The sequence below is a fragment of the Frankia sp. CpI1-P genome, from assembly GCF_001421075.1.
In the GTDB taxonomy this organism is placed as follows: domain Bacteria; phylum Actinomycetota; class Actinomycetes; order Frankiales; family Frankiaceae; genus Frankia; species Frankia torreyi.
Map to the genome: position 1 here is coordinate 108,315 of NZ_LJJX01000006.1, position 23,181 is coordinate 131,495.

The window sequence follows — 23,181 nt, forward strand, 5'->3', positions numbered from 1 at the left end:
GCGCCGGCGGCCGTGCGCGGCCCGTCGCCGCCCGCCCAGGTGCCGCGGCGGGCGCGATGACCGCCGCCACCGGTCCGCTGGCCCCCGGTCCCAGCCCCGCCCCCAGCCCCAGCTCCGGGCCCGGGCCCAGGCCCGGCCCGGCTCGCTCCGCGCCGCCATCGGCCGGCCCCGGCGGTCCGGGGACGGGTGGCCGGCGTGCCCGGCCGCGGCGGCGCCGACGGGTGAGCCTGCGCGACCTGCCCGTGCGCGGGAAGCTCTTCGCCGCGCTGGCCGTGCCCACGGCGGCGTTCCTGGCGCTCGGGATCCTCTCGGGCACGACCTGGCTGTCCAACGCCGCCAGCTACGGCCGCGACGTGACCGCGGCGAAGCTCGGCCGCGACGTCACGGCGACGGTGCACGAGCTCCAGTTGGAACGTGACCTCGCGGCCGGGTTCATCAGCAGCGGCCGCGGCACGGATCCGGAGACCTCGCTCACCGGCCGGCTCGACGGCCAGCAGCGGGCCGTCGACGCGGCCGTGGGCAGGTTCCGCGGCACCCTGCGCTCCTCCGTCGGCGACCTCGGCGCCGGCACCGGGCGGGTGGCCGACCGGGTTGAGGGCGACCTCGCCGGGCTGCCCGCGCTGCGCCGGTCCGTGCAGACCGGCGGCCTGTCCACGGATGCGATCTTCCATCAGTACTCGACCACGATCACCGACCTGCTCGGCCTCGACGACCGCATCGGGCAGGACCGTGACGACGAGGACCTGCGTTACGCCGCGACCGTCCTCAACGACGTGTCGACGCTGAAGGAGATCGACTCCGAGATCCGCGGCGAGCTGTTCGCCACGAGCTTCGCGCAGCAATTCGCCTTCGGCGCCTCCGATCGGCTCGCCGGGCTGCTCGCCCAGGAGCAGGCGGCACAGGACGGCTTCCGCGCCGCCGCCCGCCCCGACGACCGCGCCCGCTTCGACCAGATCGTCAACGGTCAGGCGGTGCTGACGGTCAAGCGCATCTCCGAACGGGCCATCCAGCGCCAGCGGCTGACCGACCTCGACATCGATCCCGACCAGTGGTTCGCGGCCAGCACGACCCACATCGAACTGCTGCGCACCGTCGAGTCCGACCTGCTCGACAACGTCACCCACTCCGCGCGGCATCTGCGTTCCGACGCCTGGCAGCGCACCGCCCTGATCGGTGCACTCATCCTCGTGATCATCGTCGGCGCGATCGGGTGGACGTTGCTGATCGCGCGGACGATGACCGTCCCGCTGCGCCGCCTGCGCAGCGGCGCCCTCGACGTCGCCCAGGTGCGCCTGCCGCGCCTGATCTCCGAGCTGCAGACGGCGAACCCGGAGCAGGTCGACACGACGATCCGGCCGATCGGCGTCGACTCCCGCGACGAGATCGGCGAGGTCGCGCGAACCTTCGACGAACTGCAGCGGGAGGCGGTGCGCCTCGCCGCGGAGCAGGCAAGCCTCCGCCGCAACGTCAACACCCTGTTCCTCAGCCTCTCCCGGCGCAGCCAGAGCCTCATCGAGCGGCAGATCGCCCTCATCGACCGGCTGGAGGCCGCCGAGGAGAACCCGCTGCAGCTCGAGAACCTGTTCAGGCTCGACCATCTCGCGACCCGGATGCGCCGCAACAGCGAGAACCTGCTGGTCCTCGCGGGCACCGGGCCGGGGCGGCGCCGCGCCGGGCCGGTGCCGCTCGGCGACGTGCTGCAGGCCGCCCTCGGCGAGATCGAGCAGTACGAGCGGATCCAGATCATCGACGTGCCGGACGCGCGGATCGCCGCCGACTCCGTCAACCACGTCGTCCACCTGGTGGCCGAACTCCTGGAGAACGCCGCGCAGTTCTCGCCGCCGTACCTGTCCGTCGACCTCGCGGCCGCCCTCGACGACGGCGGGGTGCTCATCACCATCGACGACGGCGGGCTCGGGATGTCCGAGCGCGAGCTCGTCGCGGTCAACCAGCGTCTCGCCGACCCGCCGCTGTTCGACTTCTCCATCGCCCAGCGCCTCGGCCTGTTCGTCGTCGCCCGGCTCGCCGACCGCCACGACATCGAGGTGCGGCTGAGCCGCTCGGATGCCGGCGGGGTACGGGCCTCCGTGCGGCTGCCCGAGGCGCTGCTCGTGGCGCCCGGCTCCGCCGCCGAGGCCCGCCCGCCCGCACCGGCGCGGCGTGAGCAGCTACCCGGGACGGCGCTGTTCGGCGCGGAGCTGACCCGCCTCGGCCTGCCCGGCGCGCCGCCGGCACCGCTCGCCGACCTCCCGCCCGTCACGTCCCGTCGCGCTCCCCTCGCCGCGCCGGCGCCTCATCCGGGCACCCCCCTGATCGACGGCACGATCACGGACGGCTCCGCCGATCCGCTGCCGCGGCGCGCCGTCCGCAACGGCCGCAATCCCGCCTTCGGCGATGGCTCTGCTGCCTTTGGTCACGGCTCTGCTGCCTTTGGTCGCGGCTCTGTCGCCTTCGGTGATGGCTCCGCCGCCTTCGGCGACACGTCACCCTCGAGCGACGCGTCCTCGTTCGGTGCGGGCCCCGGCTTCGGCCGGATCCCCGCGTCCGGCGAGGAGTCCGCGTCGGACGGCTTCGCCCCGTACACGCCGACCGGCGAGTGGTTCCGGCCGCGGGGCATCGATCTCACCAACGAGGACCTCGCAGATCTCGCGGATCTCGCCGGCCGCGGCGGTGTCGACCAGCCCACCGGCAGCTCAGCGGGGGGACCTGCCGCAACGCCGCCGGCCGGGGACGGGGCGGGGCTGCCCTCGATCGCCCAGGCCGTCGCCGCGCTCGACCGGCGACGCGAACGGGCGGCCCTCGGGCGTGCGCATGCCGGCGCGGCGCAGCCCGACCCGAGTGCCGCCGAGGACGCGGCGCCCGCGGTCCAGCCGGCCCCGGCCACCGCGACCGCCCCCGCCGAGGTGTCGACCGCCGCGGAACTGGCCCCGGCCGCCGCCACCGCCGCCGCCACCGCCGCCGCCACCACCGCCACTGCCACCGCCACTGCCACCGCCGCCGACGCGTCGACCGCCGCGGAGCCGACTCGGGGCACCGCCGCCGAGCCCGCCGCTCCGTCCGCTCCAGACGGGTCCGACGTGGGCGCCGACCTCGCGATGCCCGCCACCCGCCTGCCGGCGTTCCCGGCGGTGCCGGCCCCGACGCACCATCCGGCTTGGGCCGTCGTCGCAGCCGCCGCATCGCCCGCCGCCGTGTCGCCCGCAGGACCGCCACCCGCCGGGCTGTGGGCGCAGCTCGCCGATGCCGCCGGGTTACAGTCGCCGGTCCTCGACGAGTCGGCCGAGCCGTTCAACTGGTTCGTCCGGGATGAGCTGGCGGTGGCGCCTGGCCAGGCGATCCCGGCCGCCGGCCGGGTGAACGGAGTCGAGCGGTGGGCCCCCGAGCCGTTCGCCGCGCCCCGCGTATTCGACGCCGGACCGTTGGCCGGCTCCCGACCGCTCCCCGGCTCGGCCGGGACTGCCGATCCCTTCATGGGGCCCGGGCTGGTGGCGGTGCCTGAGCCGCCGGCGGTGCCCGAACCGGTCGCGGTGCCCGAGTCGGTCGTGGCGCGGGCTGCGAACCCGGGGCGGTTCGCCGTTCCGGCGCGCGAGCAGGCCGCCGGGACGGGGCCGTTCGCCGCGTCGAAGCCCGGGCTGTCCTCTCCCCGGCCCGGCGCCGGACCCGGTGTGGGGCCGACTGCCGGGCCGACTGCGGGGCCGCGGCGGACCACCACCGCGTCCGGGCTGCCGATCCGCACCCCGAAGACCGTGCCCATCCCGGGGCAGATCCCGCTCGGTCCGCCGACGGGGTCGGCCGGCGGCCCGGCCGGCCCGAGCGTGTTCCTCGGCTCCGCCGCCCCGTCGTCGGCGATGCCCGACCCGGGCGTCGCACCCGAGCGGATCCGCGGGCGGCTGAGTCGGCTCTACGAAGGCATCCACCACGCCCGGGGGACCAGACCCGCCGCGGAGGACGACGGCGGGGGCGGCTGAGCCCGGCCGAAACCCCGCCCGAACGAACCCTGACCCCGATTCCCCGTCCACTCGAACCCGCAGCCTGGAGGACAACCGTGACCGACGTTGATCCGGACATCCCCTCACTCGACTGGCTCATCAACAACTTCGTCGACTTCGTGCCCGGTGTGGCGAATGCGATCGTCGCGTCCTCGGACGGTCACCTGCTCGCGGTGTGCAGCGGCTTCCCCCGCGAGCGGGCGGTGCAACTCGGTTCCATCGCCTCGGGGCTGTTCAGCCTGACCCTGGCGGCCGCGGACTTCGTGGAGGGCGGCTCGGTGACCCAGACGGTCGTCGAGATGGTGCAGGGGTCGCTGTTGCTCATGGCCGTCGGTGAGGGATCCTGCCTGGCGGTGCTCGCCACGAGTACCTGCGACATCGGGCTGGTCGGGTACGAGATGACGGTGCTCGTCGCCCGCACCCGGGAGGCGCTGACCCCGGCGCGGCGAGCCGACACGCGCGAGAGCGTTTGACGCCGACCGGCCGCCGGTGACAGCCACGGCCTCGGGGAAGCGGGTGAATGGATGAACGGGGACGCGGTGGAGCCGTCGGGGGAGCTCGTCCGGNCGTACACGGCGACCCGCGGCCGGGCGCGGCCGTCCCGCCTGCTGGCGCTCGAGGCCATGGTGACCACGACGCCGTTCGGCCTGGCGCGACTGCCCGCGTTGCTGTTGGAACAGAAGTCGATCGTCGCGATGTGCGTGCAGCCGCAGTCGGTGATCGAGATCGCCGCGGCGCTGCGCCTGCCGGTGGGCGTCGTGCGGGTCCTCGTCGCCGATGCGGCGGCCGACCGGCTCGTCGACATCTCCCAACTGACCATGCCCACCGGCGCGCCCGAGATGGCGCTGCTCGACCGCGTCCTGACAAACCTTCGTCGCCTCTGATCCGTCAGGNCTCGTCGAGTTACTACTCCCCCCGGCCAGCGGGAGAAATTTCAAAAAATCTGCTTCTCCGACAAGCTGTAGAGGCTTTACGGTCTGAAACTGGACGAGCCCTCCGAGCCGCAGACCGGCCAGGTCGAGTCCACATTGTTGGATCATTGCCTCCGCCCCGGGAGCCGTATGGCCGAGTCCGGAACCATCTGTCACGTCCTGGCGTTCTGTGCACGTGCTACTGCGGGTGCCCGGAGCTGTTCATCGGCCATGATGCGCAGCCGGAGCGGCGCATCATGCTGACCGGCGACGTCGGCCACGCCGTTCCGTAGACGTGACCGGCGTGTTGAGGTGAAGGCGACGGCGCTCGCCCGCCGGTCCTCCTCCGGGCGCGCCGCGATGGCTCCGCCGGCCGCGCCCGTCGAGCCGAGGCCGGTCCGGGCGAGCTGGGCCGCGACGCCGGTGGGGCGTGGAACCCGCACCGTGGTCGCCGCGGGTCTGGCGGCCGCCCTCGCGGTAGCCGCGCACGTCATCGCCTGCGGCATGGTCCCGTCGATCCCGGTGGCTGCGGTTGGGACGGCCCTGGCCGGCCGCGTCTGCTGGGGATCGACCTCCGAACGTATGTCCCGACGGCGGCTGGTCGGTCTGGTTCTCTCGATCCAGGCCGGCCTGCACTGTGCGTTCAGCGTGTCCACTTCCGCCGGCCATCCGACCCCGGTTTCGCAGGTGCCGGGCATGAGNCATCCGGGAAACGCGGCCTCGATGTCCGAAGGCGCGATGTCCGCGGGGCGCGACCTGCTTCCGGGCGGACCGGCGATGGCCGTGGCACATCTGCTCGCCGCCCTGGTCCTCGCCTGGTGGCTGGCCGCGGGTGAGCGGCTGCTCTGGACAGTCGTACGCCGCACCGCCGCGGTGGCGCGGAGGCTGGCCCGGTGTCTGCGGCGTCGCGGATCGGCACGGGGCCCGATCACCATCACCGGGGTGCAGCCGACGTTTCGTCGAGGGTGCAACCGGCTCCCCAGCCTTCTCCGCCACGTGGTCGTCCACAGAGGTCCGCCGGTCGGCGCACCGGCCTGACCGCCTCCATCACATCGCCTTCGGTACCCGTGCTCGGATCCAGCGGCACGGGGCGATGACCGCTGCCCGGCAGTCATCTCGGTGGTCGGTCAGGTTGACGCGACCGCTACGCCCCGAGGTCGAAGCGGTCGATCCCCTCGCGCCCCGCTCGTCCGCGCGGCGCCATCCCCCGGCGATCTGGTCGCCCCGCGGCCGGTTCGCGGACGTCGTTTGCTCCCCCTGGAGGCACCTGTGAGATCACGCCATCCTTCCCGGCGCGCTGCATCCTGTGTCGTCGCCTTCGCCCTCGTCGCGGTGGTCACCGCCTGCGGGGGCTCGTCGTCGGACCCGGTTCCGGCGGCCAGCGTGGCGTCACCAACCCGGACGACCTTCCCGTTCACGATCGACAACTGCGGTCAGAAGGTCACGTTCACCCGGCCACCCGGGCGGGTGCTCATCCTCAACGGCACGTCCGTGGGTGAGGTGGAGAGCTTCGTGCTGCTGGGCCTGACCGACCGCATCCTGGCCAACGCGCAGTCCTACGGCGTGTCGGACGATCCGACCATGGTGGCAGCCATCCGCCGAATCCGCACGGGTGGGTTGCGGACGAACAACAACTTCGATGTTCCGGCGGAGCAGGTACTCGCCGCCAGACCGGACCTCGTCGTGTCCACCTGGTCCGGCGGTTTCGCGGCCAGAAGCGNCTTCGCGACCCGCGCCCAACTGGCCAAGGCCNGGATCAACTCGCTGGTCAACCCCGTGAACTGCGCATACGGCAAACCGGATGCCTCGCGGGAGGAGAAGGACGCCTACGCGAAACAGTCGATTCGGTCGTCGTTCGAGTTCATCACTCTGCTCGGCCGAATCTTCGACGTCCAGTCCAGGGCCGCGACGCTGGTCGGGCAGCTTCGGACACGCATCGACGCAGTCAGCGCCTCCCAGCCCAGGGCTGCTGGTAAGAAGGTGCTGATCGCCTTCCCGGGTATGTCGATGATGAACGACAACGGCCTGCCCGCGGTGATGACCGGCGGCATCTACGACGACGTGATTCGCGCGGCGGGTGGCGTGAACACCTTCGTAGGCAGGAATGCGGACACGACAGCCACCCTGAACACCGAGCAGCTCGCCGCGGCGTCCGTCGACGTCCTCGTCGTGGGCGCGTTCGAGCCCGGTGAGAATCCCGCCGCCGAGGCCAGGCGGCTGTTCGCGCAGTTCCCGCAGTGGGCGGCGGCACGTACGCACACCTACACCACCGTGTCGGACGGGGCATACCTGGGACCGATGAACGCGTGGGCGGTCGAGAAGATCGCCAAGGCGGTCAACGATGGTGGGTGAGACGCGCGTCGCCCGCTCGCGCGGCCCGCATCTGGTTTCGGGTCACGCGACCGGGGCTCTCCTGCTGAGCCTGATGGTCTCGCTGGTTGTGGCCTGCCTGGTGGCCGTGTCGACCGGTTCGGTGACCCTGCCGCTGACCGCGGTGTGGCGGGTGATCGCGGCCCACGTGAGCGGCCGCGACAGCACCAGCGCGCTTGACGACCAGATCGTGTGGGACATCCGCGCGCCGCGGGTGCTGCTCGCCGCGGTCAGCGGGGCCAGCCTCAGCGTGGCCGGTGTGGTCCTACAAGCGCTGGTCCGCAATCCGTTGGCCGACCCCTACATTCTCGGGGTGTCCTCGGGTGGGTCTCTCGGTGCCGTGCTGGCAGCAGCCCTGGGCACCGGCGCGCTGGGCGGGCTGGGCGTGTCCGGCGCCGCGTTCGTAGCCGCGCTGCTCGCCATCCTCGCCGTGTACCTGCTGGCGCAGCAGGGCGGGCGGCTGCTTGATTCGAGGCTGGTCCTGGCCGGGGTGGCGGTGGGTTACCTCTGTGCCGCGGCCACCAGCTACGTTCAGCTTCAGATCAGCCCGACCGAGCTGCAGGGGATGATGTTCTGGCTGATGGGCAGCGTCGCCGGCGCCACCTGGTCGGATCTCGGGCTGCCGACCGCGGTGATCGCGATGTGCATGAGCTACCTCCTGCTGCAGGCCCGCAACCTCAACACGCTCATGGCCGGCGACGACGCCGCAGCCGGTCTGGGGGTTTCCGTCGCCTCCTTGCGGATCACGCTGCTGGTCGTCGGCTCACTGCTGACGGCCACCGTGGTGAGCGTGGTCGGCGGGGTCGGGTTCGTCGGGCTGATGGTGCCGCACATGGCCCGCTTCGCCGTCGGCGCCGACCACCGCCGGCTGCTGCCGGTGTCGATGCTGCTCGGGGCGGTGTTCCTGGTCCTGGTCGATCTGATCACGAGGACCGTCGACCGGCCCAACGAGCTGCCGGTCGGCATCGTGACCACGGTGCTCGGGGTGCCGTTCTTCCTCTGGCTGCTGCGCCGCCGCGCGGGACGGGGAACCTGATGCGACTCGCCATCGCCGGTGTCCATGTCGAGATCGACGGCTTGCCCATCCTCGGCGACATCGACCTTATCGCGGAGCCGGGCGAGTTCGTCGGACTGATCGGCCCGAACGGCAGCGGGAAGTCCACCCTGCTGCGCACGATCTACCGCTCGCTGCGCCCGATCGCCGGGGTCGTGTCACTCGGCGGCGAGGACCTGTGGAAGATCTCCGCCCGTCGGGCGGCCCGGCACCGTGCCGTCGTGACCCAGCACGGCGGCGTGGACGGCGAGTTCACGGTCAGCGAGATCGTCGCGATGGGGCGCGGGCCCCACAAACGTCTCCTCGACCGGGAAGACGACACCGACCGCGAGATCATCCGAGCCTGCCTGGAGCGGGTGGACATGCTTCCCGCAGCCGAGCGGCTGTTCTCGACCCTCTCCGGCGGCGAACGTCAACGGATACTGATCGCGCGAGCCCTGGCTCAGCAGGCGCCCCTGCTCATCCTCGACGAGCCGACCAACCATCTGGATGTACGGGCTCAGCTCGGCCTGCTGGATNTGGTCCACGATCTCGGCCTGACCCTGCTGGCCGCACTGCACGACCTCAACCACGCGGCTGCCCACTGCGACCGCGTCGTCGTCCTGAGCCAAGGCCGCGTGATCGGCAACGGACCGCCGCTCGTGACGCTGACCCCCGAGTTCATCGAGACGGTGTTCGGAGTCCGGGCGCACATCGGACCGCATCCCATCACCGGACGCCCGCACATCGCCCTCGCCGCAAAGCCGCAATGACCGGTCCCGTTCCACGCCCGGCTCTGAGTCCGCCGCCNGCCGGTTGGACAGGACGCGCGGCCTGAGCAAGGCTACTGACCGTACCTTTGTCATCACCTGTTGTTGGGATCGGGGGTGGGGGTGATGCGCCGTTTCGTTCCCCGGCTGGTCGCCAGTCCGCCGGCGCGCGTCCTGCTCACCCGCGGACCGATCGCCGCCGGCATCGTCGACCGGTTCGTCGCGGGCCCCACGGACGCCGACGCCGTCGCCGCCACCGCGCGGCTGGCCGATCGCGGCCTGCGCGCGTCGGTCGACCTGCTCGGCGAGGGGGTCACCCGGCCGGACGACGCGCTCGCCACGGTCCTGGCCTACCTGCGGCTGCTCGACCTGGCCGACCGGGCGGGCATCGGCGCGGGGCTCGACGTGTCGGTCAAGCTGTCCGCCCTCGGCCAGGCCGTGCCGCGTGACGGCCGCAAGCTGTCCTACGAGAACGCCGCGGAGATCTGCGCCCGGGCGGCGGCGGTGAACGCCACCGTCACCGTCGACATGGAGGACCACACCACCACCGACGCGACGCTCGACACGGTGGTCGAGCTGCGCCGGGACTTCCCGTCGGTCGGCGCGGTGCTGCAGGCCCAGCTCCAGCGCACCGAGGGCGACTGCCGCGACCTGGCCCGGGCCGGTTCGCGGGTCCGGCTGTGCAAGGGGGCCTACCGGGAGCCGGCCGGCACCGTGCATTGCGGGCGGCCGGCCGTCCGTGTCGCCTACGCGCGCTGCCTGGGCATCCTGCTCGCCGGGCCGGGATATCCGATGATCGCCACCCACGACCCGGCGCTGATCGGCGTCGCCGGCCGGCTGGCCGCGCAGCTGCGGCGGGCGCCGGCGACCTACGAGTACCAGCTCCTGCACGGGGTGCGTCCCGGCGAGCAGCGGCGGCTCGCGGCGGGTGGGGCGACGGTGCGGGTGTACCTGCCGTACGGGCCGGACAGCGTGCCCTACCTGACGCGGCGACTCGTGGAGAAGCCCGCCAACCTGCTGCTGGCCGTGCGGGCGCTGGGCAGCCGGCACGGTTCGTGACGCCGCCGCGCCGGGCGGGCGGGGGGAAGGAGACAGCCGTGCTGGCAGGCGTGAGCGCGGGGTCGGTGCCCGTGGCCGACAACGAACCGGTGCGCACCTACGCCCCGGGGTCGGCGCAGCGCGCCGGGCTGCGCCGGGCCCTGCTCCGCCTGGGCGGTGACCACCTCGACCTGACCAACACGATCGGGGGGCATCACCGTCCCGGCGGCGGCCCGCCGCGCGACGTCGTCCAGCCGCACGCGCATCGTCGGGTGCTCGGCACGCTGCGGGAGAGCACCCACGCCGACGCGGCCGCCGCCGTCGCCGCGGCGAAGCAGGCCGCGGGGCCGTGGCGTGAGCTCGGCTTCACCGGTCGGGCCGCGGTGTTCCTGCGTGCGGCCGACGCGCTCGCCGGACCCTGGCGTGACACTGTGAACGCCGCCACCATGCTCGGCCAGTCGAAGACCTGCCAGCAGGCCGAGATCGACGCCGCCTGCGAACTGATCGACTTCTGGCGGTTCAACGTCATGTTCNCCGCCGAGCTGCACGACGCCCAGCCGCGCAGTGCCGCCGGCGAGTGGAACCGGCTCGACCTGCGTCCGCTGGAGGGATTCGTCTACGCGGTCACGCCGTTCAACTTCACCGCCATCGCCGGGAACCTGCCGACCGCGCCCGCGCTGATGGGCAACACGGTCGTCTGGAAGCCGGCGCCGACCCAGGCGTTCGCCGCGCACTTCCTCATGCGGCTGCTGGAGGCGGCCGGCCTGCCGCCCGGGGTCATCAACCTCGTCGGCGGCTCGGGGGAGCCGGTCAGCGACGTCGTGTTCTCCGACCCCGACCTCGCCGGCGTGCACTTCACCGGCTCCGTCGCCGTGTTCACCCGGCTGTGGCGGGCCGTCGCGGACAACCTCGACGGCTACCGTTCCTACCCGCGGATCGTCGGGGAGACCGGGGGCAAGGACTTCGTCGTCGCGCATCCCTCGGCCGACGTCGACGTGCTGCGCACAGCGCTGGTCCGCGGCGCGTTCGAGTACAGCGGGCAGAAGTGCTCGGCGGCGTCGCGGGCGTACGTCCCGGCGAGCCTGTGGCGGCGGATGGACGCCGAGCTCGCCGCGGCCACCGAGGCCCTGTCCGTCGGCGACGTCAACGACTTCGACCACTTCACCGGCGCCGTCATCGACGCCCGGGCCTACGCCCGGCTCGCCGCCGCCTGCACCCGCGCCGCCAGCGACTCCACCGTCACCGTGCTCGCGGGCGCCCAGTGCGATGACGCGGTCGGCTGGTTCGTGCGCCCGACGATCCTCGTCGGCACCGACCCGGGCCGGGAGTGGTTCACCCGCGAGCTGTTCGGCCCGATCCTGTCGGTCCACGTCTACGACGACTCCCGGCCGGGCGCCTGGGACGACGTCCTGCGCCTGGTCGACCGCACGTCCCCCTACGCGCTGACCGGCGCGGTCGTCGCCACCGACCGCGCCGCGATCGCCCGCGCCGAGGACGCGCTGCGCTTCGCCGCCGGCAACTTCTACATCAACGACAAGCCGACCGGGGCGGTCATCGGACGCCAGCCGTTCGGCGGGGCGCGCCGGTCGGGGACCGACGACAAGGCCGGCTCCGCCCAGAACCTCCTGCGCTGGGTCAGCTCCCGAGTGGTCAAGGAGAACCTGTGCCCGCCGGTCGTGCACGACTATCCGCACATGGGCGGCGGTGGTGTCGCCTCGGGTCTCGCGGCGACGGCCCGGGCAGCGGGCCGCGCGGCGGGCGGTGGGTCGAGCGGTGGGTCGGGCGGTGGTGGTGGCGTCGCGGACCGCGCGCCCGGCCCGGACGGCGCCGATCCGCCCGCCGACACGCGCGGCGGCTGTCCATGAGCAAACGTTAGTGAACAAAACGACAACTGCCGGAAACCTGATGAACGTAAGGACAACTGGATCTGTGGATCTCTAAACTGGCGCCATCGCTCCCTCCTCCGATCCAGGAGTCGACATGCCCNCAGTCGAGAACTCCCGCCACGTCCTGACCTTCTGCGGAAAGTGCAGTTGCGGCTGTCCGGAGCTGTTCGTCGACCACACCGCGTCCGCCGAGCGCCGCATCGTGCTGACGGACGACTTCGGGCAGCGGATCCAGATGAGCGTCGAGCAGCTCCAGGTCATCGTCGACGAGGCGCGCGCCGGCCGCATCACCGAGCTCGTCGACGCGGAACTCGCCCTGGGCGTGGGCTGAGATGCCCGGCGGCCTGCCCCGTAGGGGGAGCGGGTGGGTCGCGGGCCGGGGCACCGTCCGGGCATGCGGCCGGGTGTCCGCCACCTGCCGCCCGCCGCGGTGACGCACCATCACCCCGCGGCGCTGTCCTCGCAGCAACTTCCGACGGCCGTGGCGTTCGTCGCCGCTGTCGCGATGGGCATCGTCGCGTTGTTCCACGCCACCCGGATCGTCACCGACGAGGGCCGGGCGCACCACGTCCCGGCGTTCGTCCGCCAGGTGCTGCGGGGCCGGGCGGCCGCGTTCGTGCCGGTGGAGATCGGTCACACGATCGTCGCGGTGGGTATGGCGGTCATGTTCGTCGGCCCGTCCGGAGTGGCGTCCTCGGGGGCCTTCGCCCTGACCTATCTCGCCCTCGCCGGGGTGTTCCTCGTCCTCGTCCTGACGAACCCCGCCTGCTGCGAGCCGGCTCGCTGGTCGTGCTGTTCGATGCTGGTCGTCGAGGCGTTGGCGATGGCGTGCATGGCCCGCGCGGGCCGGTGGCCGGTGGGCGACCTCGGTGACCTCGGTGACCTGTCCGGCTGGTTCGCCGTCGTCTTCGCCGTCGCCGCGGTCGCGGCCGTCGGCGGCCCGCTGCTGCGCCGGGCCCGGCCGGCCTGGGACGCCGCCCCCGCCCCGATCACCCCCGCCGCGTCCCGGCTGATCATGGCCGGCGGGATGCTGCTCATGCTGGTCTGACGACGAGGTCCGCGCTCATCGCGCCGAGGTCGTGCTCAGCTCCGGTTCCGCCATCGGCAGGGTGGGCGGGTCCCCGGCCGTCTCCGGCACTGGCCAACGGGTCGCACCCGCCTGGCCACGCCCCACCGAGCCCCGACCATGGCAGACCCGGCAGCGGCGCCGGTAGGTCTCGCGCCCCACGCCGTAGAAGGCCTGCCCCTCGCCGCGGCAACGCGGGCAGTCCAGCTCGACGGCACCATGATGGCGGCCGGGGATCAGGCGGGCGGCGAGTCCGGCCGCCAGCGCGGCGAGGACGACCACCACCACGTATCCCCACCGACCGTCCGCGGCGGCCGCCCGGCCGACGATCCCGGCCCCGACGAGCAGGACGGTACAGAACGCGGCCACCNCACCCAGAGCTCGCATAGCACACCGTTTCATCGAAGGAACTTGATATCCCGTTTCTCCCCTCGTTCCGGGATGCGCACACCACCGACGCGACTGATTCCGTCGTGTGTAGAGCCGTCGTGTGCTGAGCCGTCGTGTGCTGAGCCGGTGGGCAGCTGCCGGTGCGGATTGCTCGTTGCGGTGCCTTGCACACGGTCTGGGCTCGGTCAACGGTGAGGTGTGGCGCCGCAGCCGGCCCTGGGCGGGGTGGGCACGGTCCCGTCGGCCGAGCCGATGCCGCTCCAGCCGGGGAGGGAAAGGCGTCCGGCATCGGGACGTACCGCCCGAACGGAGGGGGGCGGGGCGTTCAATGGAGGCATGACACACCCGCTGGGACACTTCGCGAACGGCCAGCCCGCGGGCCCACCGTTCGCCCTCGAGGAGGGCGACCGGATGCTGCGGGTCCACCTCGACGGTGGGCAGACGTACGCCAAGCAGGGGTCGATGGTGGCCTACCGGGGGCGGCTCGACTTCGCCTACAAGGGCCAGGGCGTGGGTGGCTTCCTGCGGCGGGCGGTGACCGGCGAGGGCCAGGACCTGATGAAGGTCACCGGCCGCGGGACCGTCTGGTTCGCCGAGTCGGGCAGCCATATCTCGATCTTCACTCTCGACCACGACAGCCTGACGGTCAACGGCCGCAGCCTGCTCGCGCTCGAGTCCGGGGTGCGTTACAAGGTGACCACGACCTCGGGCGGCCTCGGTGCGATGATCGCCGGCGGGGTGTTCAACACCGAGGTCTCGGGCACCGGCGGAGTGGCCGTGCTCTGCCTGGGTTCCCCGCTGGTACTTCCGACGGACGAACCGGTGTGCGTCGACCGGGACGCGGCCGTCGCCTGGACCGCGGGCGTGCGCACCCGGGTCGTGTCCACCTTCAAGATGGGCAACCTCGTGGGTCGCAGCTCCGGGGAGCTCGCGCAGATCGAGTACTCCGGTCGGGGGGGCTTCGTCGTCGTCCAGTGCGGCGAGACTCCGGCGGCCGGCACGACCCAGGAGAGGCACTGACCCGCCTGCCTGTACCGCCGCGCACGCACCGCAGAGTAGGACCGGCGCGCAGGGAATCGTGATTGTGCAGGGAGCCGAGATGTCGTCGCCAGCAACGCCTCCGGCGGGCGCCGCCCTGGCCGGACGAGCCGGATGGCCCGGACGGGGGACTCGCCTGGCGGGCTTCGTCGAATCCGCACCCGGCGTGCTGCTCGACGAGCTGCGATCGATGCTCGCCGGCCAGGGATTGCCGGTCGCCGTCGACNCGCCGGCGCCGAACACCGCCCGAGCCGGGGGGACAGCCGGGTTGCCCGCCGCGCTGGGTTGGGCGGCCAGCGGGCTGATGTGGCTCACGGGGCCGCCCGGACGGCCCCCGCTGGTTCCCGACGGGCCGGTGCTCGGCCGCGCCGAGGCGGCGGCCCGGCTGTTCACGGAGTTGTCCCGGCAGCTCGGCCGGGCCGTCCGGCCCGATGTGGCCACGCTGTTGGGCGGCCGGGCCGCGCTGCTGGGGCTGCACCGCCGCGGCACCTGGTCGGCGAACGGGAGCTGCCGCCTGCTGCCGGCCGCGGACGGCTGGATCGCCGTGAACCTCGCGCGGCCGCACGACGTGGACGCCGTGGACGCCCTTGTCGGTGCGCTCGGGGATCAGATCGGACTCGTGTCGGCCGACCCGTGCCTGCATCCCGTCGAGCAGGCGTGGACGGCACTGAGCGCGGCGGTGGCCGCCCGGCCGGCCGCGGACGTGGTCGACATCGCACGGCTGCTCGCCATCCCGGCCGGTGAGCTGGACGGCCCCCGCCGGCCCAGGCCGGTTCGGACCCTGCCGATACGGGTTTCCCGACCGACGGGGGTTTCCCGGTCGACACGGGATTCCCGGCCGACGGGGGTTTCCCGGCGGACTCGGGCCACCCGGGCTACGTCGTCTGCGCCGACATCGTCCCTGATCGGGGCCGCGGCAGGCGTCGGCGCCGAACCACCGCTGGTCATCGACCTGTCCGCCATGTGGGCGGGTCCGCTGTGCGCGCACCTGCTCGGCGAGGCCGGGATGCGGGTGGTGAAGGTCGAAAGCGTGCATAGACCAGACGGGGCACGCCGCGGCGACCCGGAGTTCTACGACTGGCTGCACGCCGGTCACGAAAGCGTGGCCCTGGACTTCACGACCCCGGGCGGTCGGGCCATGCTGCGTCGCCTGGTGGAGCGCGCCGACGTCGTCATCGAGTCGTCGCGGCCGCGTGCCCTGGCCCAGCTCGGGCTCGACGCCGCGGAGCTCGTCGCCGCCCGACCGGGGCGCACCTGGGTGAGCATCACCGGCTACGGGCGGGCCTACGCCGGCGCCCATCCGGGCCCCGACCCCGTCGCGTTCGGCGACGATGCCGCGGTGGCGGGTGGTCTCGTCGCGTGGGACCGCTCCGGCGGCGACACCGCGAGCCCGGTGTTCTGCGGCGACGCCATCGCCGACCCGCTCACCGGCCTGTTCGCCGCGCTGGCCGCGGCCGCCTCCGTGCTCGGCGGCGGTGGCCATCTGCTCGACGTCGCGATGCGGGACGTGGCCGCCTGGGTGGCCGCACCGCCCGACCAGGGGATGGACCCGCCCGACGGGGAGGTGGACCCGACCGGGCCGGTGCCGTGGACGGTCACCGGTTGCGATCGGGACGGCTGGACCGTGCACCAGGCGGGACGGACACAGCGGGTCCTGCCACCGCGTCCCCCGCAGGTGGGGACCGGCGCGAGGGAGACCGGCCGGGCGCGGGCCGCCGCCTCGGGGACGGACACTCGCGCCGTCGTCGACGCGCTGTGCCTGGGGTGACGGCCACGGGGTTCGCCACGGCCGCCGCCCCGGTCGTCCAGCCCTCTCGCGGCCCTGCCACGCTGGCGGCCGAACGCGGGCACGCACCCTGACCGGTCGCGCCGACAAGACGCCTCATCCTGTGGCCTCTCGGGGGCCTCTCGATCCTGTGGCCTCTCGGGCCGCCACGCCCGTCTCGCCCGTCCCACCCGTCTCGCCCGTCTCGCCCGTCTCGCCCGCCTCGCCCGCCTCGCCGGACCCGCCCTTCTCGCCCGTTCGGGTCCGGCGATCCTGCGGTGTTGATCGGGTGGCCCGGTCGGGGTGCTCGCCGGCGGGCACGTCGACCGCCGGGTCGGTGGGTGCGTCGTCGCCGAGCAGCCGACCCGCCGGCTGGGTGGCGGCGCGCAGCGGTCGGCGGTCGGGGTCGACGATGTCGCCGGCGTGCGCGCGATCAGCCGGGCCGGAGCCGCCGGGATCCTCCCGATGGGTGCCCCCATCGTCCGCCTGGTCCAGGCGGACTCCGTCGCCGTCGACGGCGGGCGGGTCCTCCCAGGAGATCTCGGTGGCCGCGTCGAAGAAGGCGTCGCCGGCCGACCTCGGCTCGCAAAGTCGAGTGTCGTGCCCGGCGACGGCCGCGGCGGGGGTCGGGCCCCCGGCGGGGAGGGCAATCGGGGGCGAGGGGACACCTTCGGGGTAGTGGGCGGCTCGGGCGGGCACGCTGCCGACGGGCAGGCCCGAGACGCCCCCGCCCGGATGGGCCCCGTCGTCACCCCTCCGTTCGGTGGGCGACGCGGGGCCGCCGGCCGCTGCCACCGCGGTCGGGTCCGCCGCGAGCAACCCGGGATCGAGATGCCCGACGGCGACCGCCAGCCCGACGAGCCACAGGTACCACAGAAACTCCCCGACGACGCGCCCGGTGACCGCGGCATCCACCCCGAACGGCAGCAGGACCCCGCCGAGCACACCCCCCGCGGCGAGGCCGCCCCAGCCCGTGAGAGCGATGGCGGCGACTCTCGGCAACGCGGGTCGGGCAGCCGGCCGCCGGATCATGCCGGNCCGCGCCGCGCGCGTCAGCAGGACGACCGTCCAGCTCGCCGTCAGCAGGCAGGCGAGGACCTCACCGATCATCACCCCGAACAGGGTGCGTGCGGTGTCGAAGACGGCGGACGCATGGTCCGCCTGGGCGGGGATCGCCGCGCGCCGGGCCAGCGCCGGCACCGTGATCAGCCAGAACAGCAGGCCGGTGAGGTGCGCGCCGCCGGCCGCCGCCCCCAGCACGGTCAGCAGGGGGCGATGCGGGCCGCGCGGCAGCAGACGGACGATTCCCACGGTGATCGGCAGCAGCAGACCCGCGGCGACGCCGGCAAGCACGACACCGACGCCGATCGCCAGCCAGTGCTCTCGCACCACCGCGAGGGTGTCGGCCGGAGGTGCGCTGAGCACCTCGGGGTAGTCGAGCGTATGGCGCAGCTCGGTGAGGCCGACCGCGCCGCACACCGCGCAGACCAGCAACAGGACGGCGGTGGCGCGCTGGCCCGTGGACATCGAACGCGGCTCCTCCCGACCGGCCCGAGCTGGCGGGGTGGCGGCCGGGCAGGCACCCGCCGCGCGAACCAGCCCCCTCCGCGCGGCGGAGGTCGTGGCGGGATTGTTACACCGCGTGACCTGCGGAGACGGGTGGCCCGCCGCCCGCCCGGGCCAGCCCGGCTATGGCCCGCGGACAGGACCGGTCGAACCGGGCACCCGGCGATATCGTGGGCGAATGCGCGTGAGCGCCGACCCCGCGCCGGTTCACCCGGGCCGACGACTGCCAGGAGAGGCGAACCAGTGCCCGCCACCGCCGTTCGTTCGTTCCGGATCCTGCTCGTCGAGGACGACCCCGGTGACACGCTCATGGTCACCGAGGCGCTGACGGACCGGGGGTTCGACCACGAGCTGCACGTGGCCGCCGACGGCGTCGAGGCGATGCGCTTCCTGCGCGATGCCGCGGCGCCCCGGCCGGACCTGATCCTGCTCGACCTCAACATGCCCCGGATGGACGGCCGGGAGGTCCTCATGTCGGTCAAGGAGGATCCGGCCCTGCTGACCATCCCGGTGGTCGTCCTGACGACCTCGGACGCCCCGACCGACGTGCTGCGCAGCTACAGCCTGCACGCGAACGCGTACGTCACCAAGCCCGTCGACTTCGACGCCTTCATCCTGGCCCTCCACCGGATCGACGACTTCTATCTCGGCCTGGTCCGTCTGCCCGGAAGCTGAGCTCGTCCCATCCTCCGTATTGGTGGGCGCGGCGGGGCATCGCAGGCCGATTCCCGGAGGTCGCCCNGCGGTGAACCCGGCTGTGATTGCGGTGGATCGTCCCCGCCGTGCGCACCACCTACGGGTAGCTTCTCCTAACTTCGGGCAGCCTTACCTGTATCGATGTTCCGATCGTTGTGACGGGTCGGGAGTGTCGGCTCGCTGCGAATTACGCATCCTTGTGATTTGCTGGTGCCTCGAGGTTCGTAAGCCTGCCCGGTCCGGTCGATCTGTGTCCCCGTNGTCGCAGATGGTCGGTGTCCGGTCGCGGGCCGCCGGGGTGACCGGAGCAGCCGCCCCGCCCTGCCCCGGCGCGGTGTGGGACGTCCGGCTGGAAACAGCCGACGGAAAGGTGTGGAACCGATGGCGACGCGTGGCGACACGGAAATCATAGAACTGCTCAACAGTGTGCTGACGAACGAGCTCACAACCATCAACCAGTATTTCCTGCACANCCGGATGCAGCGCAACTGGGGCTATCGGCGGATTGCGGAGCACTACTACCACGAGTCCATCGACGAGATGAAGCACGCCGACCAGCTCATCGAGCGTGTCCTCTACCTCGGCGGTCTGCCGAACCTGCAGCGGCTGCATACGCTGCGCATCGGCGAGACGGTCCCCGAGCAGCTCGAGATCGACCGGTCCGGTGAATTCGAGNCCGTCGACGTGCTGCGTGGCGGCATCGCGCTGAGCCGCGAGCGCGGCGACATCGGCTCGGCGGTCCTGCTGGAGCAGATCCTCGTCTCCGAGGAGGAGCACATCGACTGGCTCGACGCCCAGCTCGAGCTGATCTCCCAGCTTGGCGCGGCCAACTACCTCAGCCAGCAGATCCACGAGGACGACTGACACTCCCGCGGGTCACCCCGCCCGCGGTGCCGAACGCGGCGCCCCGCCACGCCCGGGCATGCGGGGGCGTCGCCGTCGCCCGGGCACCGCGGCGCGGCGGCCGGCAAGGCGTGCGAGGCCGGCAAGGCGTGCGAGGCCGGCAAGGCGTGCGAGGCCGGCAAGGCGTGCGAGGCCGGCAAGGCGTGCGAGGCCGGCAAGGCGTGCGAGGCCGGCAAGGCGTGCGAGGCCGGCAAGGCGTGCGAGGCCGGGAAGGCGTGCGAGGGCGCGGCGCCGAGGATGCCGGCAGGGCNGGTGTCGGCGCTGAGGGCTCACGACGCCGAGCCGGTTGGCTGGGGAGTCCGGGGGGCGGCCCGGCGGCTCCTTATCGCGTCCCGTCCGGCCGAGCCGCGCACGTGCGGGCGGGGCCGGACGGGCGGCACCGAGAATGCGCGGGACGTTCGTACGGGGTGGCACCCCGGCCGGCGCGCTCGACTGTTCGGTGGGTCACCGAATCCCGCCCTCCTCCTCGTTGCCGTCACCGGCTGTTATTGGTCGGAGCTATGGGTGATCCTTCCCGTGTGGCGGTGTCCGGTCTCGCTATGCAGGACCGATCCTTCTGGCGATAGTGTCCAGGCGGGCGTTCGCAGCACCTGACGTCGACGTCCACAGGGTGCCGTCTCGGCGGCTCGCCGGAGGAGGAGAGGGTCGATGGGCATCGCCAGGCCCCGCCGACCCCGGCTGCCCGGCCGGTGGCCGCCGACGTCGCCGGAACCGCCCACCTGAACCGTCGGGAGCCCCCGCGGGGGTGCCCCCGAAAAATCCCTTGCGAATGGAAAGGATCGTGCTCTAGTGGCGACGTACACGCTGCCCGACCTGAAGTACGACTATGGTGCACTGGAACCGTCCATCATCGGACAGATAGTCGAGCTGCACCACGACAAGCACCACGCGACCTACGTNAAGGGTGCGAACGACACCCTTGAGAAGATCGCGGAGGCGNGCGACAAGGGCGACTTCGGCGCCATCGTCGGCCTGGAGAAGACGCTCGCGTTCAACCTCTCCGGGCACATTCTCCACTCGATCTACTGGGAGAACCTCTCTCCGGACGGCGGCGACAAGNCGGACGGCGTGCTCGGCGAGGCCATCACCGCCGACTTCGGGTCCTTCGACGCCTTCAAGGCGCAGCTCAACGCGGCGACCACGACGGTGCAGGGCTCCGGCTGGGGGGTGCTGGCCTACGACGCCACCGGCCAGCGGCTGCTCATCGAGCAGGTGTATGACCACCAGAGCAACATCGGTGTCGGCAACNCCCCGCTGCTGGTGTTCGACGCGTGGGAGCACGCCTGGTACCTGCAGTACAAGAACGTCAAGGCGGACTACGCGGCGGCCCTGTGGAACATCGTCAACTGGGCCGACGTCGCCGAGCGCTTCGCGAAGGCGAAGGCCGCGGCGGCCGCCTGATCGCAGCACCACGCACCGCCCGGGGTCCACGCCCGCCCGAGTCCGGTCCGCCGGGCCCGGGCTGGTGGGGACGCGGGCCGAGGCGCGCGGCGGGGGTGAGCCCCGTCGCGGCGTCGTGGGCGAGTCACGGCAAGGGCATCACCCGCTCGGGTGGTGCCCTTGCCGTCGTTGCGCGCTCCGCCGCCTCGTGATCCGCGGAAGTGATGTAGGGCACAGCAAGAACCAGTTGACGGATGGCGGTACGACTACCAAGGGTAGTAGGCATGTCTGTGGACGCACGTCAGTCCGTTCGACTCGGGCACGAGGTCTCCCCGTCGCCGTCATCCTCCTCATGGCGCTGTCGCTGAGCTGATCCGCCGGGAGCCCTCGCCCGACCTTCGGCCCGTCGCCGAACCCTCATCCGTCGGACGAGGGCGGGCCACCGCCGAGAGACCTACCCGCCTTCCCCCGCGGCCGCGCTCCTCTGGCGTGCCGGCGCCGCTTCGTCCTTCGGCCGGTGAGCTGGTCGTGTCCCGGGAACCGGCGCCGTCGCGTTCGGCGTTGGGACAGGCGGGGGTCAGTCCACCGCCCGGACGCCCACTCGCGCGACCCGCCCGACCGGCCGTGACCCGCCCACCGGCTACCCGACGCACGACCTGCTCCCGCCGCGTCCGCGGCACGCCCGGTCCATCAGGCCGCGGCGATCCGTTTCCTCCAAAGGAGACCAGGCGCCGATGATGTCGCCGTTCCAGCCTCTGTCCCTCGCCGATCGGCAGGCGGGCACGTATCCCGCCGTCGCGGCGCCACGCTCCGTGCGCCCGCTCGTCGCTTCCACCGCGACCCCCGCCCCGCGCAGCCCCGTCGCGACGGCAACGCCCGTGCGGCCGCCCGCCCGCGCCCGCGCCACCGTCGCCCGCCGGGACATCCGGGCCACGATCGCTGCCCTGCCCGGCCGCGGGGAGGACCCGGCGATCTTCGACGCGCTCGCCGACCGACTGGCGCTCGACGGCTACCTGCTCACGGTCGTCCCCGACGGCGGTAACCGGGTGTCCGCCCTGGTCGAGGGACGGGTCCCGGGCACGCCGTTCGTGTTGCTCGGCTCCGACACCGGCGCGCTGGCGGCGCTGGCGATGGTCGGCTCGCCCGCCGTNCGTCCCGATGGCCTGGTTCTGCTCGGCCTGCCGCTGCTGCACCTGCCCGTGGCCGGCCTGCCCGTCGAGGAGCCCTCGCCGCGGGCCCNGCCCGACCTGCCGATCCTGCTGCTGCACGGCGCCGACGACGAGATCAGCCCGCTGCCCCTGGTGCGGATGACGACCCGGACCGCGCCGCGCGCCGAACTCGACGTGGTCCTCGGCGGTCACGACGTGCTCACCGGATCGGGACGGCGCAGCGTCGCGGCGCGCACCGTGCTGTTCCTGGAGTCCCTGCTGGACGCCTGAGCCCGTTCCCACTCCCGGCTCCCCACCGCCGGCTCCCATCCCGCGCCCCCGCTCCGCGCCCCCGTGCGGGGCGGTCCGGTGAGCATGCCGGTCGCGCCGACGCGGTGACGCTGGCCGGTCTCCCAGCGTGAAGGTGCCTGCATATGTCGGGCATACTGAGCGCACATCGGCCCGCCTGCGCCGCGGCGGTCGTCGCGGTGGGGGCCGGGGATCGGGGAGAGGCGGGGGTAGCGGGGTGTCGTCATCGTCGCCGCCACGGCCACGGCAGCGGTCGCGGTCGGCCGCCCTCGTGGCGGTCGGCCTGCTCGGAGCGTCGCTGCTCATCGTCCTGCTCGTACCGGGGCGCGGGAGCTCCCACGATCCGGGGACGCGCTGTCGCAAGGTGAAGATCTACACCGGGCAGGCGAACTCCCCGTACTGGGTCGTCGCCCAGGAGCTGGGCCGCGAGCTCGTCCGGCGCCATCCCGGCTGGGGGCTGACCGTCGACCCGGTCGCCACCGACGGCAGCGCCGACAACCTCTACCGGCTCCAGGGCGACGGGGCTGCGCCGTGCTCCCTCGCGCTGACCCAGCTCAACGTCGCCGTGGACGCCACCTTCGGTATCTACCAGTTCGACTACCAGAGTGNGGCCCGGTTCCGCCGCGGCACCCTGAACCAGGTCAACCGGCTGCGCACGCTCGGACCCGCCTACTTCGACCTCGTGCACGTCATCGTTCGCCGCGGCGAGGTGTCGAGCCTGCGCGACCTGTGCGGCAAGACCGTCTNCGGCGGCCTGGAGCTGTCCGGCTCCCTGCAGATGAACGACGTGCTGTTCGACAACGTGTGCGCGCTCACGCCGCCGGCGCTGCCGCTGCCCCACGTCGTCTACCAGACGCTCGGTGAGGCGATGGATTCGCTGACCGATCCGGCATCGTCCACGGACCCGGTGCGGGCGGTGGTGT

The 23,181-nt window shown here is 73.2% G+C and carries 10 protein-coding genes and 14 pseudogenes; all 24 read left to right on the forward strand.

From position 1 onward, the window contains the following. The first annotated feature begins 221 nt into the window (after nt 1-221). Nucleotides 222-3,968, forward strand: coding sequence for a nitrate- and nitrite sensing domain-containing protein (locus FF86_RS06055; protein WP_044884078.1), 3,747 nt, complete (start codon nt 222-224; stop codon nt 3,966-3,968). A gap of 77 nt (nt 3,969-4,045) precedes the next feature. Continuing rightward, nucleotides 4,046-4,462: a roadblock/LC7 domain-containing protein gene (locus FF86_RS06060; RefSeq protein ID WP_044884077.1), complete on the forward strand. Its 417-nt coding sequence runs from the start codon at nt 4,046-4,048 to the stop codon at nt 4,460-4,462. 94 nt (nt 4,463-4,556) lie between these two features. Further along, nucleotides 4,557-4,873, forward strand: a pseudogene (locus FF86_RS06065) (DUF742 domain-containing protein); the annotation flags it as partial. A 1,539-nt stretch (nt 4,874-6,412) separates the two neighbouring features. Beyond that, nucleotides 6,413-6,620 (forward strand): annotated as a pseudogene (locus tag FF86_RS41545) (ABC transporter iron(III)/siderophore-binding protein); the annotation flags it as partial. Between the two features lie 33 nt (nt 6,621-6,653). After that, nucleotides 6,654-7,252 (forward strand): annotated as a pseudogene (locus FF86_RS41555) (ABC transporter substrate-binding protein); the annotation flags it as partial. After that, nucleotides 7,242-8,306, forward strand: a complete 1,065-nt coding sequence (locus tag FF86_RS06080; RefSeq protein ID WP_044884074.1) for an iron ABC transporter permease — start codon at nt 7,242-7,244, stop codon at nt 8,304-8,306. The pseudogene FF86_RS41555 and the gene FF86_RS06080, both read left to right, overlap by 11 nt. After that, on the forward strand, nt 8,306-8,842 hold a 537-nt coding region (locus tag FF86_RS06085), incomplete at its 3' end, for an ABC transporter ATP-binding protein (RefSeq protein WP_242418263.1). The genes FF86_RS06080 and FF86_RS06085, both read left to right, overlap by 1 nt. A gap of 354 nt (nt 8,843-9,196) precedes the next feature. Beyond that, nucleotides 9,197-10,132, forward strand: coding sequence for a proline dehydrogenase family protein (locus FF86_RS06090; protein ID WP_044884160.1), 936 nt, complete (start codon nt 9,197-9,199; stop codon nt 10,130-10,132). Nucleotides 10,133-10,170: 38 nt separating this feature from the next. Next, nucleotides 10,171-10,644, forward strand: a 474-nt coding sequence (locus tag FF86_RS41560; protein WP_242418265.1) for an aldehyde dehydrogenase family protein, incomplete at its 3' end; no start/stop codon positions are given. A gap of 1 nt (nt 10,645) precedes the next feature. Further along, a pseudogene (locus FF86_RS06095) lies at nt 10,646-11,976 on the forward strand (aldehyde dehydrogenase family protein); the annotation flags it as partial. Nucleotides 11,977-12,098: 122 nt separating this feature from the next. Beyond that, nucleotides 12,099-12,328, forward strand: a pseudogene (locus FF86_RS65420) (hypothetical protein); the annotation flags it as partial. A gap of 63 nt (nt 12,329-12,391) precedes the next feature. Continuing rightward, nucleotides 12,392-13,045 (forward strand): DUF5134 domain-containing protein, encoded by a 654-nt coding sequence (locus FF86_RS06105; RefSeq protein ID WP_199865341.1) that lies wholly within the window; start codon nt 12,392-12,394, stop codon nt 13,043-13,045. Nucleotides 13,046-13,789: 744 nt separating this feature from the next. Next, nucleotides 13,790-14,473, forward strand: a complete 684-nt coding sequence (locus FF86_RS06115; RefSeq protein WP_044884070.1) for an AIM24 family protein — start codon at nt 13,790-13,792, stop codon at nt 14,471-14,473. Between the two features lie 979 nt (nt 14,474-15,452). Further along, entirely contained in the window at nt 15,453-16,259 is an 807-nt protein-coding gene (locus FF86_RS41565; protein WP_242418283.1) for a CoA transferase, read from the forward strand. A 1,806-nt stretch (nt 16,260-18,065) separates the two neighbouring features. Further along, nucleotides 18,066-18,497, forward strand: coding sequence for a response regulator (locus FF86_RS06130; protein WP_044884069.1), 432 nt, complete (start codon nt 18,066-18,068; stop codon nt 18,495-18,497). A gap of 402 nt (nt 18,498-18,899) precedes the next feature. Further along, nucleotides 18,900-18,990, forward strand: a pseudogene (locus FF86_RS41570) (bacterioferritin); the annotation flags it as partial. 1 nt (nt 18,991) lies between these two features. Further along, nucleotides 18,992-19,193 (forward strand): annotated as a pseudogene (locus FF86_RS41575) (ferritin-like domain-containing protein); the annotation flags it as partial. 1 nt (nt 19,194) lies between these two features. Further along, nucleotides 19,195-19,382, forward strand: a pseudogene (locus FF86_RS41580) (ferritin-like domain-containing protein); the annotation flags it as partial. 828 nt (nt 19,383-20,210) lie between these two features. Continuing rightward, a pseudogene (locus FF86_RS41585) lies at nt 20,211-20,320 on the forward strand (superoxide dismutase); the annotation flags it as partial. Nucleotides 20,321-20,361: 41 nt separating this feature from the next. Beyond that, nucleotides 20,362-20,480 (forward strand): annotated as a pseudogene (locus FF86_RS41595) (superoxide dismutase); the annotation flags it as partial. A 1-nt stretch (nt 20,481) separates the two neighbouring features. Then, a pseudogene (locus FF86_RS41600) lies at nt 20,482-20,669 on the forward strand (Fe-Mn family superoxide dismutase); the annotation flags it as partial. 1 nt (nt 20,670) lies between these two features. Next, a pseudogene (locus tag FF86_RS41605) lies at nt 20,671-20,822 on the forward strand (Fe-Mn family superoxide dismutase); the annotation flags it as partial. Between the two features lie 1,130 nt (nt 20,823-21,952). Then, nucleotides 21,953-22,040 (forward strand): annotated as a pseudogene (locus tag FF86_RS41615) (alpha/beta hydrolase); the annotation flags it as partial. A 1-nt stretch (nt 22,041) separates the two neighbouring features. Then, nucleotides 22,042-22,240: pseudogene (locus tag FF86_RS41620) on the forward strand (alpha/beta hydrolase); the annotation flags it as partial. Nucleotides 22,241-23,181 lie beyond the last annotated feature (941 nt).